The organism is Pseudotamlana haliotis (assembly GCF_008806375.1).
GTDB lineage: Bacteria > Bacteroidota > Bacteroidia > Flavobacteriales > Flavobacteriaceae > Pseudotamlana > Pseudotamlana haliotis.
On the sequence record NZ_WAAT01000041.1, the window covers coordinates 1 to 17,439 of the forward strand.

At 34.6% G+C, this 17,439-nt stretch carries 10 protein-coding genes; all 10 read right to left on the reverse strand.

Annotation, left to right across the window (positions count from 1 at the left end; genetic code table 11):
• Positions 1-274: 274 nt before the first annotated feature.
• The 10 genes from F6U93_RS07700 to F6U93_RS07745 all read right to left on the reverse strand — a co-directional run bounded on the left by F6U93_RS07700 (position 275) and on the right by F6U93_RS07745 (position 17,434).
• The gene (locus F6U93_RS07700; RefSeq protein WP_150938492.1) at positions 275-1,039 is read right to left on the reverse strand and encodes an SDR family NAD(P)-dependent oxidoreductase; all 765 of its coding nucleotides are present in this window, start codon (positions 1,037-1,039) and stop codon (positions 275-277) included.
• A gap of 33 nt (positions 1,040-1,072) precedes the next feature.
• Entirely contained in the window at positions 1,073-2,362 is a 1,290-nt protein-coding gene (locus tag F6U93_RS07705) for an MFS transporter (protein ID WP_150938494.1), read from the reverse strand.
• Positions 2,363-2,549: 187 nt separating this feature from the next.
• A complete protein-coding gene (locus tag F6U93_RS07710) occupies positions 2,550-3,257 on the reverse strand; it encodes a FadR/GntR family transcriptional regulator (RefSeq protein ID WP_150938496.1) in 708 nt (235 codons plus the stop codon).
• A gap of 171 nt (positions 3,258-3,428) precedes the next feature.
• Positions 3,429-4,355, reverse strand: coding sequence for a polysaccharide lyase family 7 protein (locus tag F6U93_RS07715; protein WP_150938498.1), 927 nt, complete (start codon positions 4,353-4,355; stop codon positions 3,429-3,431).
• A 41-nt stretch (positions 4,356-4,396) separates the two neighbouring features.
• Positions 4,397-5,884 (reverse strand): PKD domain-containing protein, encoded by a 1,488-nt coding sequence (locus F6U93_RS07720; protein WP_150938500.1) that lies wholly within the window; start codon positions 5,882-5,884, stop codon positions 4,397-4,399.
• Positions 5,885-5,895: 11 nt separating this feature from the next.
• Complete coding sequence (locus F6U93_RS07725; RefSeq protein WP_225312613.1) at positions 5,896-7,095, reverse strand: hypothetical protein; 1,200 nt, start codon at positions 7,093-7,095, stop codon at positions 5,896-5,898.
• 13 nt (positions 7,096-7,108) lie between these two features.
• Positions 7,109-8,653, reverse strand: coding sequence for a RagB/SusD family nutrient uptake outer membrane protein (locus F6U93_RS07730; RefSeq protein ID WP_150938504.1), 1,545 nt, complete (start codon positions 8,651-8,653; stop codon positions 7,109-7,111).
• Between the two features lie 7 nt (positions 8,654-8,660).
• Positions 8,661-11,891, reverse strand: coding sequence for a SusC/RagA family TonB-linked outer membrane protein (locus F6U93_RS07735; protein WP_150938505.1), 3,231 nt, complete (start codon positions 11,889-11,891; stop codon positions 8,661-8,663).
• A gap of 713 nt (positions 11,892-12,604) precedes the next feature.
• On the reverse strand, positions 12,605-14,887 hold the full coding sequence (locus F6U93_RS07740; protein WP_150938507.1) for an alginate lyase family protein: 2,283 nt from the start codon (positions 14,885-14,887) through the stop codon (positions 12,605-12,607).
• Positions 14,888-15,196: 309 nt separating this feature from the next.
• Positions 15,197-17,434 (reverse strand): heparinase II/III family protein, encoded by a 2,238-nt coding sequence (locus F6U93_RS07745; protein WP_150938509.1) that lies wholly within the window; start codon positions 17,432-17,434, stop codon positions 15,197-15,199.
• Between the last annotated feature and the right edge of the window lie 5 nt (positions 17,435-17,439).

A 17,439-nucleotide genomic window follows, 5' to 3' on the forward strand; every position in this document is an offset into this window, starting at 1 on the left:
ATAAGGGACTTTTTACCAACCATTTTGTCTATTACATCGAAATATACTATTAAGGGTCCTACCATATTAGATACTCAACCTCTAAAACAATACTTAAGTCTCCCGAACGAATCGATTTATACGAGTTCTTTAATTTTCGTTAGACTAAATTAGAAATAGATTTGACAACCTATAATCATAAAAGCACTTATAGTTAGTGATATACCACTGAAAAGAATCGCATAAAAAAAGGCCACCATTTCTGGTAGCCTTCTTTAATAAACTTAATACTGAATTAGATACCTAATCCTTGTCCACCTGTAACTTGAATAGTTTCAGCTGTTAAGAAAGAAGCGTCTTTGCTCGCTAAGAAAGAAACCACAGAAGCAACTTCTTCTGGTTTTCCTAGTTCACCTAATAAGATATTATTTTTCCAAGAAGCAAAAACTTCTGGCTTAGTAGATTTAATTTGAGCGTGGAAAGGTGTATCAATTGTACCAGGAGATACAGCATTTACTCTAATTCCGTACTCAGCTAAATCTTTAGCTAAAGCTCTTGTAATTGCTTGTACACCTGCTTTAGAAGTACCGTATACTCCAGCTCCAGGTCCACCAGCATTCCATCCTGCAATAGATGTATAGTTGATGATAGATGCGTTATCAGACTTCTTTAAGAAAGGGATAGCCGCTCTTGAAGCGAAAAATGTAGAATCAAGGTTTAAAGCCATAACAAATCTGTAAAATTCAGTTGTCATATCTTCAAATCTAGATCTTCCACCTAAACCACCTGCATTGTTTACAAGCACATCAATTTTACCGTACTTCTCACCAATTTTAGTGATGTTAGAAGTTACTTCTTCTTCTTTTGTTACATCAAAGCCATAGTACTCTGCAGTAATTCCCTCTGCAGTTAGTTCTTTAATTCTTTCAGCTCCAGCCTCATCTTCAATACCGTTTAATACAACAGTATATCCGTCTTGACCTAGACGTTTTGCTACTTGAAATCCAATTCCTCCAGTAGCACCAGTGATAACAGCTACTTTATCGTTAACATTTCCCATTTTTACTATATTTAAAATTTTAATTAGTTCTAATTATTCTTCTACTGATTTAATTGTTCTTGCAAAATAGTAGATCGCACCCACACCTAGTGGCACAAATACGGCAATCGCAATAAAGATTGGGGTATATGAAAATTTCTCTTGTACAATAGGAACTAAGAAGTTCATAAGTATCACAGAAAATACACCAACCATACCAGCTAATCCAGCTAATGATCCTACAGATTTACCACTAAATAAATCACTAGGTAAGGTTTGTACGTTGCCAATTGCGAATTGGAAACCAAATAATACAAAGAAAACAATAGCAACAAAACGTTCTGGAGTATCACCAAACATAATGGTAGCAACTAAACCTAAGAACATAATGATACCTCCAATAAGGATTGTAAGTTTTCTACCTCTATCAATAGAATGTGTTTTTGCAATAATTCTACCGGCGAAAGACCCTCCAGCAATACTACCTAAGGCAGCCCCAACATAAGGTACCCACGCAAACATACCTACTTCTTTTACATCAAATCCGTAAACATCGGCTAAGTAAAGTGGCATCCAACCTACGAATAACCACCAAATTGGTTCAAGGAAGAAACGACCAATAACAATAGCCCATGATTCTTTATGAGATAAAATTTCAGAAAGCGATAAACCTTTTGTATCAGCAGTAGCTTCTTGATCGGCTTTACTCTGACCTTCTAAAATATATTTTCTTTCTTCTTCAGAAATCCAAGGGTGCGTTTTAGGACCTGATTTATTAATGATTAACCAAGGAATAATCCAAAGGATCCCAAAAGAACCAATCACCATAAAAGTTGTTCTCCATCCAAAAGCAACGAAAAGCGTTGCGATAAAAGGCGGAGCAATTACAGAACCAATAGAAGCACCTGCGTTAAACAAACCTTGTGCAAAGGCACGTTCTTTAATCGGGAACCATTCGGCGTTACTTTTAACCCCACCTGGCCAGTTACCAGCTTCTGAAATACCAAGTGTACTTCTAAAAAATGTAAGTCCAACCAAACCACGAACAGTAGAGTGTAAGAATGAAGATAATCCCCAAACACCAATACTAATTACGTATCCAATTCTAGTACCAACTTTATCAAATAACTTACCTGAAAATAATTGACCAAGTGCGTAGAACACCATAAAGATATTAAGGATCAACCCATAGTCATTCTTATCAAGACCTAACGATCCCGAAATAGAGTCAGCCTGTTCAGGGCTACCCCACATAATTGCTAAAGCACTCCTATCAATATAATTGATAACTGTTGCTAAAAAGATCAGTCCAATAATGAACCAACGTAAACCTTTTACTTTCATATTTTTGTTTATTTATAAATATTAACACCCTTATTTGGACTCGTAACAGCCTGTAAAGAGCAGCACCAATACAATCTGTATTAGCTTAATAAAATTTTATACAAAGAAATCTAAATAAACGACTTCTTTAGTTTACTACATTTTTAAACCCCTAATTTCATCTAAGTAAAACGAGCGATATAATGTTCTATTCTGTACTATAACAATACTGATACAAGAAATTAAAATGTTTTTTCATTTTTTCTCTTGCTTCAGCAGAGTTGTGACTTTTTATAGCATCATAAATAGCCCTATGTTCTTCAATACCTTGAACCGATTGATCTTTATCACAAACGTGATATTTCTCAAAATCCATAATAATTTGAGGAATAATAGTTAACATGAACATATTCATGGTGGCATTACCACTAGCCTTCGCAATAGCTAAATGAAACAGTAAATCTTCTTGAACAGCATCTTCGCCATTTCTAGCTTTTATCTCATAAGCATCTAATGCTATCTCAATATTCCTCAAATCTTTTTCTGTTCTTCTTAAAGAAGCCAGACTCACCGTTTTTAACTCTAGAAGAATTCTTGTTTCTACTAACGACTTAAAATCTGGCGATTCCAATATTAAAATATCATCTATCATCCCATTCATTGCAACAACCCCAATATTTGCAACAAATGTTCCACTCTGTGGAATGGATTTCAACAAACCGTAAAACTCTAACTTCTGGATGGTTTCGCGAATATTACTTCGTGTTACACCAAACTTTTCTGAAAGCATTCTTTCAGATGGTAGTTTATCACCAGGTTCTAAATTCTTATAATTTATTAATTCTTTAATTTGGCTAATGATAGCCTTTTGTGCTTTATTGTTGTTGTCATTGACAGTAAATACGTCTAATTTCATCTTCTAATGGGGTTTTAAATCACCTAGTTAACCTTATTAACACCTACAAATTCATCGTTATTAAAGAATATATTGTTGATTTTGTTACGGTTCCAGGTAACCATAAAATTTGGCAAAAATTAATATTAAACAACAACTCAAACAAATCTTAATTTTATTTCATAAAAAGTATTAATGGCTTACTTCAAGATCATAAAATTTAACTTTAGCAAATGCGTCATCATCTCTAGACTGAAAATAGTTTCCAGCTTTAAAATAATTCTCAAACACACCCCAACGTTGCATATGAATTCCCTCGTAAACTTTATACTCATTTCCATTTAAAACAATAACCATTTTCCCTTCAGAAATTTTAACCTCCAAAGTAAATTTTCTAAATCCAACTTCTTGCTCAAAGTAGAAACCATCATCATCTACCCAGGCATTTTCATGAAGAATCTCTTCATTAGAAGCAGATATGTCTTTTAAAACTTTTGTTTTAACTCTTACTTTACCATTTTGCCAGTAAATTTTAAGAATTGGAGGTGCATTATTATCATCTTCACCAATTAAGTCACGCTGTTCATTTGATAAACGTCCGTGGATTTGCATGATAATAACCTTATGATATTTACCATTAGAATCTTTTGACACCTGATCCATGGCTAAAGTCCCCTTCATGATTCCACCGTCCTTAAAACTCCAGTTTACATTATTTTTACCGGGTACCATTTGCTCTCTTAACTCAGATCTAGTATACTTAGTATTTTTAGTTGTTGATTTTGTAGGCATCGCATGAAAAACAATAGAGCCGTCTGTAGAATCAATATACATGTAAGGCCTAGCAATTTCATTGCTTGCAAAATCTAATATTTCAGGAGGATCGATCTCATAAGGACGCCCTTTCTCGTTTTGCACTGGTAAAGTGACTTTCCAGTGGCTTAAATCGATATCAGGTAACCTAACCTTACCTCTTTTTTTTCTTTTCTTCTTTTTAGACTTTTTCTCAGTCTTTGCTTTAGTATCTGAATCGCTACTTGTCTTTTCTTGACAAGTAGCGCTTACAGATATAAAAACTATAAGTAATAATCCTAAAATTTCTTTTCGAAAATTTTTCATATTTACTTTAATATTATAGTTGTATACACTCAATAAATTAATTAAAATCCAGGAGTGTTGATATCAATGTTATCAAAGAACACTTCGTTTGAACTATCAACAGCATCTAATGCTCTTACATAGATCACGATAAAATCACCCGAAGCTTCAAAAAGGAAGGTATTCGTAGTAAAAGTATCATTCCCTGCTGATGGTTTATCAGCATTGAAATCATTTGTAATCTCATAATAAGCATCCGATTCAGATAATGGGTCTGCGTCAATACCAGCTTCAGTAGTAATCTCATTATTAAGGATGAAAATCTCAGTGTTAAGACCTGCCACTTCTGAACGTGATTCAATAGTAAACTCATATTGAACACCTGGCTCAACCTTAACTTTTTGATATAAACGACGTGATGAGTTATAAAGCTTAACACCTCTAGTTTTAACACCATTCACATAATTACCATCACTAGTAGAACCCGGTTGTTCATTAGTACCATAAGTGGCATCGATATAATCGTTTAATGCTGAATTATTCCAAAGTGCAGCATATGGGCTAGGAATTTCACCTTGAACATCATCAATAACAGTACTATTAGGAGTCATATCCCAAGCATCTGCATTATCTCCTGTAGATGTTTGATACTCATCACCTGTACCATTTAAAACAATTGCTTTAAAAGTTGGTTTAACAGCTCCAACTGGAACAAATTGCGTAATACTTTTAGCAACACCTGCATCATTTGTTGTTGTTAGAGTAACTTCATAAGTATCGGCAACAGCATAAGTATGTGTTGGGTTAAGGTCTGTAGATGTATTACCATCACCAAAATCCCATGAATGAGATACAGCTAAAGTAGAAGCATCTGTAAATTCTGCAACTAAACCATTAACGTCAAACGTAAAATCTGGAATTGTAGAAAGCACTAATCCATCAATTTCTTGAGTAACTTCATACTCATCACCCGTAAAATTAGTAACCGTTAACGTTGCCTGATAAGGTCCAACATCTTTGTAAGTATGCACAGGGCTAAAATTAGCGTGTTGATCGCCATCTTCAGCGGCCCATTCTAAAACGGTATCATCTCCAAAATCCCATACTAAAGAACTAGCACCAGAACTTAAGTTATTAAAAGTAACTTCTGAATCAACAGTAGTATAATCATAATCTACTAATAAAGGTCCAACCTGAGTTGAATCAACGGCTTTTAAACCATCAGAACTTACGGTTGTTAATTTTACATCATACAACCCTCCATCAGCATAAACATAGTTAGGATTTGCTTCAGATGATGTATTACCATCACCAAAATCCCATGAATAAGAAGCAGCATCTGTTGAATAACTTCTAAATACAACCGCCAGTGTATTATCAGGATCTAAACTCGTAGTAAACTGAGTATTAGGTTGAATACCATTAATATTACCTGTTGGTGGCTCGTATGGTTCATAACCATCATCATAACATGACACTAGCCCCAAAAACATCACAAGTAAAGCAAAGCTACTTATCGGTTGGTTTTTAATTAATTTATAAATCTTCATAATTAGTTTTTTTATTGTTTAACTGATATCTGGAATGCATCTAATCTACCTTCAGCACCAGGAGAATTAGTAAGTAAAATAATTACTGACTCTAAGTTTCCTGCTTCAAAAGTGATCGCATTATTTGTGAAAACATCTTGAATAGTTTCAGTATTATCTGTTGTTCTAGAAGCTATGATATTAGCAGGTAATTGTGCTTCAGTTAAATCATTTGCAGCAGGATTGATAATAGAAACAGTGATATCACCGTAACTAGCACCAGGGTTTACAGTACTGAAATAAGTTAACACATAAGTGGCTCCAGGAGTTACTTCAATTTCTTGATATCCAACACGTGTTCCATCTGGTGGGAATTTCGCTGCCTGAAGACCATCAGGTAACACTCCTAAATCAGATTTAGAGTTAATTTGAAATACACTTCCCCATCTAGAACTACTAGGCGATCTCCAAGAATCTCTACCATCACCAGATCCATCAAATAAATCACCATCTTCAAATCCAGATTCACCAATTTCTGGTACTGGAATTGTTGGTACGGCTTGGTTTATAGTTATACCTCTTTCGGTAGAAGCGAATTTACCAAGGTTATCAGTAACTTTTAAACCAACATCATAACTACCTGGCTTAGGGAACCCGAAAATAACTTCTTGATCTTCTAATGACCCTGGAGGTAGCGCAGCAATTTGTGCCTCAAGATCAGCTATGGTCGCGATCGTTTCTGGCGTACGTGCCGCTTCAGCAGCCGCTAAAGCCACTTTAAGATCATCCACTTCCTTTTGCATCACCGCAACTTTAGCTGGATCAGTTTCACAAGGTATTTTAAATTCAATTTTATCTATTTCTGATTGAATAGCTACAACAGTAGCATCTGCATTCGCAATAGATTGTTCAAGAATAGGTAAATCTTTATTAATTATTTCAATATTATTTACATCTATATTTGGATCCTGAGATGATATAGTCCAATCATACATTGTACCATTAACTGCTAAATTAGATCCAGCTTGATAGAAATAATCATAATTAGCAGAAAGTTCATTATCATCACAGTCAAATTCCGAAGTAGATACATCACTGTAGCTATAAAACGGGTTTGGCCCAGTAAAATCTTCTAAATCACCTACATCTGGTAGATCATCGCTCACACAAGAGGCTAAGGACACTAATGCGCCTACAGCCACATACTTTAAATTAAACAAATTGTTTTTCATAATTTTATAAGTTTTAGTATCCATTATTTTGTTTATAGAAACCTGGTAGGTTGTCTAATTCTCTCTGAGGAAAAGGCAAGTATTTCTTTTCGTTCGTATAAAACAAACTGTTATTGTTAGAAAACTCTTGTAATACGCGATCAGCCTCTCCAAATCTAATTAAATCATATAAACGTTGGTTTTCATAAACAAACTCCATACGACGTTCATCTAATAAAATTTGTTTAGTCACATTAGCCTCATCATTAAGGCCAGCTCTTTTTCTCACTTGATTAAAAGCATCAACAGCTCTAGAATCAGTCGTACTATCACCACCAGCTAAAATCGCTTCAGTATAAAGTAATAAAACATCAGCATACCTTAATACAATCCAGTCATTATCTCCAATCTCACCAGGAGTTGGGAACTTGGCATTAAACGTATCGTTAGTTGGAATAGAAGGATTATAAGAAATCGCATCAATACTCGCGTAAAAACGAACTGGTTGTAACGCAGGAGTCATATAATCTAAGAAATCAAGAGATGCAATATTAACACCATTTGAAGGCCCTTGTAAAGTCATAGCGAAACTATGAGACTCTGAATCAGTTTGCACTTGATCACCTAAAGAACTATCACTTGTCACGTATTCATCACTACTCGCTAAGTCATAAGAAATTGAGAAGATTACTTCTTCATTAATTTCGAAACCATCATTGTTTGACCAAGATCCATCAGGAACCCCATCAGTAAAAGAACCAGAGATCTCGTTTCCAAATACACCACCATAATCTTGAATTAAGTTTGCAAAGTGTTCAGCATTTGAATTACTTCCTTGGTCACTAGCTAATAAACTAAATCCATAAGCATCATTATTATCAATAACTGAGGCTAATAAAAGTTCAGCTTCTGTATAATCAGGACTAGGCTGACTTAAATAAGCTTTGGCTGCTAAACAAATGGCAGCACCTGCAGATGGACGGTATCTATTTAATTCTACACCATCTAAATAAGCGATAGAAGTTTTAAAATCTTCGATGATTTTAGCATATACTTCAGCTTCCGGTAATTGCGGATAATCTTCAGCCTCATCATTAGTTACATCTAAAATTTTATCAACATAAGGTATGTTTTGATAAGCTCTTACTAAGTTAAAATGACATAAAGCACGCATGAAGTAAGCCTCACCAATAGTGTATTGTTGGCTTTCTGGGGCTAAAAATCGGTTATCAATAAGAGTATTAGCTACCTTTATAGTAGACATATTATTAGAATAATATGTTGCTACATCTCCATTATTAGGATCAATATTATAAGCATTAAAGTCAGGGTAGTTACCATTTTCAGAATTGGCTCTTACATTATCTGATCTTAATTCAGTTAATAAAAATTCATTTGCTGGAACTTTTTGGTAAGCATCAAGCACACCATTAGACAACAATATAAATCCATTGTTGGTTTGCAGCAACTCCTCAATTGAAAGTGCTGTTGGGTTATCAAGGTCAAGTTCTTCGGCACAGCCAGTAAGTAGGGCTGCCGCTGAAAAACAAACTATAATATTTTTATATATCTTTTTCATAATTTAATTAGAATTGAAAGTTAAGACCCGCTGAAATTGTTCTTACTACTGGACCATCACCTCTTTGGTAACCTGCAGTTAACGGCGTATTCGCATTAGATGAAGTTTGACCAGCAGCTTCTGGGTTAAACCCTTCGTAATCTGCAGCAGTAATGAAAATTAAGTTTTCACCAGTTACGTAAAATCTAAGTCTATCAATATTATACTTAGAAGTAAATGACTCTGGAATCGTATAACCAAACGTAAGGTTTCTCATAGTCACATAAGAAGCATCTTGAATATGATCATCAGTATATCTTCTGTGAACTAATAAATCTCTATCAACAAAACTAGGAACAGCATTAACAGCAGACTCACTAGCGTAGTACAACTGATCTAAATCAGCAACACGTACTTCAGCACCGTGAGAACCTTGCCATTGGAAACCAAAATCAAAGTTTTTATAAGTAAAATCAGAATTGAATCCCCAAGTAAAATCAGGATAAGGATTACCTAATTCAGTTCTATCTTCACCATCAATAATACCATCACCATTTAAATCTTTTACATAAACGTGAGCATAATCATTGTTAAACCTATTAAAAGGATTATCAACATATTCTAAAGGCATTTCTTTTTCGTAAACCCAACCGTAGAAAGATGTAATTGGCTGACCTACTCTTGCGATAAATTCTGTTGGTCTAGTATCTTGATCAATTCTAGAAAGAATTTGATCATTACGTCCTAAACTTACAACTTCATTTCTATTTAAAGCGAAGTTACCAGAAGCTTTCCAACTCATGTTTTCAGTAGTATAAATTCTAGAACTTACTTCAACTTCAACACCCTCATTCTTAACTTCACCAATGTTTTGTAACCAGTTATCAGCTCCATAAACACCAGATACTGGTGCGAAAAGAATTAAATCTTTACTACTTCTTGTATAGTAATCAACACCTAAGGTAAATAAACTTCTACCAAAGGTCATATCTAAACCAGGGTTAAACTCTACCAATTGCTCCCATCCTAAATCTTGGTTTGCTAAAGTAATGGCTTTTACACCGCTTAAACCTTGGTAACTAATTGTACTAAAAGATTCTTGGAATCTGTAAAGTGAATTAAATACATTATTATCAATTTCATTAGAACCAGAGATACCATAACTCGCTCTTAATTTTAAGAAGCTAATAACATCACTATTTGCTAAGAAATCTTCATTAGACATAATCCAACCAACAGATGCTGCCGGGAAAAACCCAAATCTTGTGTTTGTTCCAAATCTTGTACTACCATCAGTACGCGCAGACACTTGAACTAAATACTTTTCGTCAAAGCTATAATCAACTCTACCAAAATAAGACACTAACTTATCAGTACCATTATCTGTAAAAGTTGTACCACCATCAGCAAGTGCTATATTATTGTTAAAGTCATCTGTGTAACCTACATTTTCAGTTTCTTGAGTATAAAAATCTCTTTGAGTGAACTCAAAACCAAATACAGAATTAAAACTGTGCTTACCAAAACTTCTGTTGTATTTAAGAAGTGATTCAAACGCATATTGGTTTAATTCATCTCTTGATTCTAAACGAAATGATTCTTGATCTCTATTCTCTTGACCATATAAGTAATCAGCGTTATTATCTTTACTGTGTCTAAATACACCAGAAATAGATTGTCTAAAACTAAGTCCTTTTGCTAATTTGAAATCAATATAAGCAGAAGTGTTTAAGTTTAATTTCTTCTTCAATCTTTCTCTTTCTAAATAGTGTACTAAAGGGTGTACGTTTTTAGTAGTAGATAAGGTTAAACCACCTGAAGTTAAATCACTAGCTAAAGGTAAACCTGTACTAGGATCCATTGCGATTGTTCTAGGATTGTTAGGATCTTGTGTAAACACGTGATCAAAAGCTCTAGAGAAACCATAACTTCCTACACCAAGATTTTCAAATAATTTACCAGCATCAGTTGACACACCAACTTCTCTTGAGAAATTAGTAACATATGGCATATGTTCTTCAGTTAAATAAAGTGGTAAGTGACCATATTGTCTTAAAGGATCGGTAAATCTTGTTGGTACTCTAACTTGATCGTTATAGTTCACACTAATATTTGTACCAAACTTAATTTTCTTGTTTTTTGATTTACTATCAACTTTAATTCTAGCATTTATCTTTCTGAAGTTATCTGTTAAAACCACACCTTCATCTTCTAAGTAACCTATAGAAGCCGTGTAATTTGTTAACTCAGTACCTCCTCTAGCAGCAAATGAGTGACTTGTAATCACACCACCATTGAAGATTTCATCTTGCCAATTAGTTTCACCTCCATTTAATGACGCAAGAAAATCCATAGCATCAAGTTCAGCAAAAGCTGAATCGTAATATCTATTGATATCATCATATCTAGCATTACTTGGATCAATAGCAGCAACCTCATCTGAAAGACTATTTAATCTTGCTCTTTCATCAGCGATTGTTGTATTGAAGTTATCATTGTTTTTAGTAAACTTATACCCTGTAAATGTATTATACGAGAATTTAGTTTGACCAGAAACACCTTCTTTAAGCGTTACTAAGATAACACCATTTGCACCACGAGAACCGTAGATAGCAACCGAAGAAGCATCTTTTAAAACACTTAAAGATGCAATATTATTATTATCAATAGAACCTAAGATATCTGGATCTGTACCCAACACAACGCCATCAACAACAATAAGTGGTGCCGAAGAACCTGTAATAGATCCTGGCCCCCTTAATGTGATTTTAGGATCACCACCAGCCTCAGAAGAAACGGTTTGGATTCTTAAACCAGCAACTCGACCTTGAAGAGCGTCCTCCACACGAGCTACAGAGTAATCTTGAATATCTTTAGAATCTACTTTTGTTAAGGCACTAGTGATATCTTTTTCCTTTTGATCACCATAACCAATAACGACAACTTCATCAAGTTGCGAAACATCTTCAGTTAATGAAATGTTTAATGATGCATCTCCAGAATATAATTTTGTTTGAGACACATACCCTAGATAAGAGAACTGAATAGCCTCTCCTTCTTCAACGGAAATTTGATAATTACCATCGAAATCTGTAGTCGTACCTCTAGTCGTACCTACTACAATTACGTTTACACCAGGAATAGGAATACCATCCTCAGAAGACACCACGGTCCCTTTCAGAACAGATCCACTCTGCGCAAACGTTGTAATGCTTAACAGCATAGCAACAAATAGTGCTAATTTATTTTTTAAATTCATAATTGGTTTTTTTATGTTTAAAATAGTATAGTTAACAACAACTCAGACACATAACCATCAAAGCTGCATATTTTCACAAACACTTAGTTAAAATTATTTTTTTCCACTTCACTAAGTATTGAATGTTAATTCTGATTTTACTTCCCTCCTAAAAGAAGTAAACTTTTAAAAACGACAGATAAACACCTGTATTTTTACAATAAACTCATGCTAATAATAGTTTTAAGAAAAGGTTACACATTTAATTTAGTTATTTTAAACCTATTTGGTTGACCAAACTGGTTGACCAAATATATGTTAAAATAAACTTAACACAAAATATTTTCTTAAATTAACATGTTTACCTATTAAACCTTAACAAATTAGAAGAAATAAAATCGACGAATGGAACTTGTTTTTTTAAAACCACTTTGATAATTGCAAAGTTAAAATCAAACAAACAATTCATTTACCTCATACTAGGCCTTCATAAAATAATAGTATAATAGGTGATCAATAATACAATTACTTGAGAGATATGAAAGTGTCTATAGTTTTAAATATGAACACCTCCACTGTGAACTCTATTTGATCACAGATTTGACCTGACTTTCAAGCCTTTCTAATTTACATGGTACTCGTATACCAGATTTTGCGCGTCGAAGTCCATCATCTAACAGGAACCCTCTACTTACTCCTAATGTTTTCATCATACTCTTCTTTTTTTATTCTACTTATTTAAAATCATAGCTTCCTGTCCATTGAACAGTATTGCCATTTACCTCTATTTCATGTTTAGCATCCTTAGACGTATTGCTGTTACAAACAACAAATAGCTTAGTCTTACCTTGTAAATCTTTAATATTTACAGCTGTATAATCAACATCATTATACACAACTTCTAATTCAGCAATATTACTATGTGAATTCACAGCGTTTTCCGAAACCGGACTATAACTACCATGAGACTCAATGATTGAAGCAAAAACAGCATCTTTTGCCTTAGACTTTCTAAGCATCAAGGCCGGCTCTTTACGCAAGTTGAATTCCGGGTCATCAGCACCAATACGTGTTAATAAAACATCATCCTCAGCACCAGCAACCGTAGTCAACGTATGGAAACGTCCAGCATTCATCCAAGACAGTTTAATATTCTGTTGATTAGCCTGTCCTCTACCCTCAACGAACAGGTGTTGATAACCATGCTTTGTACCTAATGGTTCTAACATTTTTGGCGTTGTATACTCGAAGTTTGTTTCCATAATTTGCCCTAAGTAGTAATAAGGGAAATCATACTGATTAGCTTTATCTGAAGTTACACGCATTAAATCTAACACGAAAGGCTTCTCAAAATCGTCATCAGAAATCACGGCCATAGTACGTGTTAATACAGTACCTGGATAGGCATTTGCTTCATGAGCACTTACCACTTTAATGTTTTCCTTAGAAAAATCATAGAAATCTAATTCAGAATGATGTTTTGATCCAATCGAATACTTTCCTTGAAAATGACTACTCTCATTTTGGATCACCGTATTATGAGCGATAGTTTGCTTCGCCCAAGTTTTGTTCTCTTTAAGATAATTACCACCGCCTTTTTGCTCAATATTAACAAAACGTGCTAAACCATAGTCTTGAATCACTTCCTGACCATCTTCATACAATGAAAACGACAATTTATCATAATGGCCATGACTTAAACCTTGTGCAGCATATTTAAAAACCACTTCAATACCTTCATTACGTAGCACTGCAACACCACCTTGCTCCCCATTAGGTCCATCAGATAGGTTTATCGACTCTTTCTTAAATGGTTTAGTTTCACCATTTTTAATACCTAAGGCAATAGCTAAACCTGAATCATCTAACAATACACGATTTTGTTTTTTAGCAATACTTAATAAACCAGGATCTCTTCCGCCGTGTAAGTAAGCGATATCTACAGCTGTCACTAATTCTTTTGAATAGTAAGACATCCCTTTTTGCCCATCATTTAAAGGAAAGAAATCACCATCAGCATCTGAAAGATTTAATAAAGCATTTACCGCCTTTAAAAGCACACCATCTTTATGTTCAAAAATCTTAAGCTCAGGTTTTGCATTATTTAAAGCTTCAGAAAAAATTAAAAATGGATACATGGCATATCGCTGGTAATATGGCCCTTCAGTATAATAACCATCTGGAGAAAAAGGCTCCTCTAAGTTAGCTAAGAATCCAGCTCTACCTTCAGGATCTTTTATAAACCCACCGTCATTATCTTTTTCATTTGGATCTAAGCCGTCATTTTCAATACCGTAAAGTGCACGCTGTAACAATTCGTCATCATCCATCACCAAAGCAATCATACCTACCGCAGCATTACCCCAGGTACTATGATTGTGAACACGGTTATAGAATTTTGGATTTCCAATTGAAATATAATCAGCAAATGGTCTAAATAAATCAGCCTCAAGAGTTTCACGTTCTTCAGGAGTTAAATACTCATAAATACAGTCATAACCTTGACTCGCATAAACCAACCAGTTAGAATCATTTAAACATTGCCAAAATAACTTCCCTCTAGCATAAGAACGTGTTTGAGGGTGCACTGGTAAATCTTTATACATAGCTGCATACTGAAAGAACATGTCTTTCACATACTTCGCATATTTTTCATCATCTAATATTTGATAAAGCAAACCAGCTTTTTCAAGCATAAAAAAGTTACGCTTATGACGAACGTGCGTGTAACCACCAGAAAAGTCTTTTGGAATTGGCGTATCAATTCCTGCTGCAATTTCAGCATCAACCTCTTCTTTTGCCATTTGAAGTGAGGCATCAAAAATTGGAATATTACCTAAATTTTTTCGGATTTCTTCTACACCCGCTTTGGTAATAATAAGTTTTGGATGTCCATCAGATGAACTCTCTACCTCTTTTTTACTTGTAGTTTCGTTTTGAGCTTTACAAGAAAGCATACTTCCTAACATTAACACACTAAGAAACAGTCCGATAATCGTTTTTTTATTTAACGTCATTCGTTTAATTCGAATTTATTTATTAAGTTTAGGTTCTGAATAAACCAGTTTGGTTTACCAGATTGGTTTCCCAAAGATAGGTATATTTACGACTCACACCAAACATGATGCCTTAAATTGTTAATTTTAACACAATTACATTGTCAATTACATAATTTAATAGCCTTTATTTACGATTTATTTACATATTTCGTAACGATAAGCAATTTTTAGTTAAAATATTTCAACAAATTAGTCGAGTTTTATGCTAATAATTCTTGCTTATTTAGAAAAACCAAGAATTAGCATCATAAACACAGCAATCTTAGCTTAAAAACTTAGCTTAAAAGTAGCGCCTGGCTTGAGCAAAATACGCTTTGACTCTTTATCTCGTTCAAATTCACAGGACACCTGATTCTTTGATAACAACTGAACGCTTAAACCTTCCTTAGTTTTAACAACAAAAACATCTGAAGCAGATGAAAACTCAAGCACCTTCCCCGCTTGTTTTAAGCTCTGAACCGAGAAAAACAATGATTTAGCATCTTGTGACAGACTCAACACGTCTTCACCCTTAGCGTTCCACTTTGAATTATTTATTTGCCACCCCTTAAGCTTAGGTTGTTTCTGCATTTCATCAACACGATTATCATAACCTTTATAAGGATATAGTACTGTAATGAAATTATATGATTTTTGATCTTTCTTAGAAACCACCGACCATTGCTTACCGCGTTTCCCGGAAACGGCAACCTCATCAACCTGTTGCAGTTGATAAATATCTAAACCAGAAGCATCACTAAATGTAGCACGTAACATGTTTGGCGCTAATTCCTGACTGTAATGGCCTTGCCATACTTGCTTATAGTCGTGAGGTATTGCAGATGAAAAATTATCTTTGACAATCCAGAAATCATCTCTTAAATAAATAACTTGTCTGAAATAATCAACAGCTATATTTTTAAAGCCATCATGTGAACCAACAAATAAATCTAAATTATCATTGGTTTCCCAAGCGATAGTCTTAGGCTGAGGCAGCTTTTTGAATTTTCCGAAGCCACTCCCGCCCTTATTAGAGGTATATTGTTTACCCTGCAATTCATCATCAACTAAGGCAACATTTTTAGTCATCGAATTTTTAAACAGTTCTAAGTCTTCAAGCGAATAACGCACTTGATAATTAGGCAGCATAGGTTTTCCATAGGCCATAAACTGAATCCCTAACATATCACCATGTTGGTGGTCTGGTTTATCTTTATCTAATCCTGCCGTAATCACCATAGTTTTATCATCAGGGTTCCAACCCTCACGCACCACATAAATTCCAGTTGTTGGAAAACTAACCGACTTCATCATAGGCGCTTCAGAAGTAATGTTGTCTAGCATGTTTAACTGCTCATCAGTAACAAACCAAAACATTTTAGATTGCACTGTGCTGTTAGCAAAATAACCGAATTCAGGATCATCAAATAGCAAATATCCTAAAGTTAAGGCTCCAGAAATATTATTGGTTTCCCCCCAAGGGTTATCAGTGTCATCTGAAAGGACCGGTGCCGACTTATCGGGATAGGCGATTTTCGTTAACGAGCCAAATAAAGAATTCAACTTATTCGTCCAAAAATCATTAACGGTATAACCACTCAGCTGTGCCAATTGACACACATAATAGTAGTTACCAATATCACTCATATGATAATGAACAGTACGTTCAAACTGAAAGCCATCATCATTTATTTCCTTAGCCAAATGTTGTTCAAGCAAACTCATGGCATGTTCATACCATATATCAGTCCCTTCAAAATCCCTTAGTAAAATAGAAATCATCGCTAAAGCGGAAAGACCTCGCGTTTGGTGATTCCCCGGATGAAATTCAGGGTTATCTTGATACAAATGCGCGCCATGCTGAAGCAAAGTAGCAATGGTCGTTAGTTGGTCTGCATCGGTATATGCTTCTTCCCCAAGAAACATATTATGAATTTGCAACCAGTTTAAAACACGATAGCCTGAACGGAAGGCTTCATAAACCCCATTACCATCTTTAATTTTTTCATACTTACCAGCTTCAAGTGCCACATTTAGTGATTGCAACTGATTTTTAAAGTAGTTTAAATACTGTACATCTTTATTTTGATAAAAGTAATAGTAAGCAATATCTACCATTTTATGCTGACGCGCCAAGTGCCTTAAAGCATAGGCATTCACAGGCTCACCGTTTTGATAATTAAACGGCAAAGCCCACTGTGTAGCATCGGGATATTTATTTAAATGATCTAAAGCACGTTCAGTATGTTTAGCTTCAGCCTCTGGATATAAGTTATTATACGTTTCAAAGCGGCTGTCTATATTTTTCCAGTTGAAGTAATAGCGTTCGGAAAATTTTGTTCGGAAATAAGCAGCTAACTCCGCTTCTGAAATAGCGTTTTTTCCCAGTTCTTTTTTAACCTTTTTAGATAAATACTCCGGAAGCTCATCAATTGAAAGTACTCGATAGGCAGGTATATTTTGCGAAAAAAGGTTTTGCATTAGTCCGAAGACTAACACAAAACCTAATTGTTTTATTAATTTCATGTTGT

Bases quoted from the DNA above. Each gene is read 5' to 3' on its own strand.
- F6U93_RS07700 (WP_150938492.1), bottom strand. From the start codon at position 1,039: ATGGGAAATGTTAACGATAAAGTAGCTGTTATCACTGGTGCTACTGGA.
- F6U93_RS07705 (WP_150938494.1), bottom strand. From the start codon at position 2,362: ATGAAAGTAAAAGGTTTACGTTGGTTCATTATTGGACTGATCTTTTTA.
- F6U93_RS07710 (WP_150938496.1), bottom strand. From the start codon at position 3,257: ATGAAATTAGACGTATTTACTGTCAATGACAACAACAATAAAGCACAA.
- F6U93_RS07715 (WP_150938498.1), bottom strand. From the start codon at position 4,355: ATGAAAAATTTTCGAAAAGAAATTTTAGGATTATTACTTATAGTTTTT.
- F6U93_RS07720 (WP_150938500.1), bottom strand. From the start codon at position 5,884: ATGAAGATTTATAAATTAATTAAAAACCAACCGATAAGTAGCTTTGCT.
- F6U93_RS07725 (WP_225312613.1), bottom strand. From the start codon at position 7,095: ATGAAAAACAATTTGTTTAATTTAAAGTATGTGGCTGTAGGCGCATTA.
- F6U93_RS07730 (WP_150938504.1), bottom strand. From the start codon at position 8,653: ATGAAAAAGATATATAAAAATATTATAGTTTGTTTTTCAGCGGCAGCC.
- F6U93_RS07735 (WP_150938505.1), bottom strand. From the start codon at position 11,891: ATGAATTTAAAAAATAAATTAGCACTATTTGTTGCTATGCTGTTAAGC.
- F6U93_RS07740 (WP_150938507.1), bottom strand. From the start codon at position 14,887: ATGACGTTAAATAAAAAAACGATTATCGGACTGTTTCTTAGTGTGTTA.
- F6U93_RS07745 (WP_150938509.1), bottom strand. From the start codon at position 17,434: ATGAAATTAATAAAACAATTAGGTTTTGTGTTAGTCTTCGGACTAATG.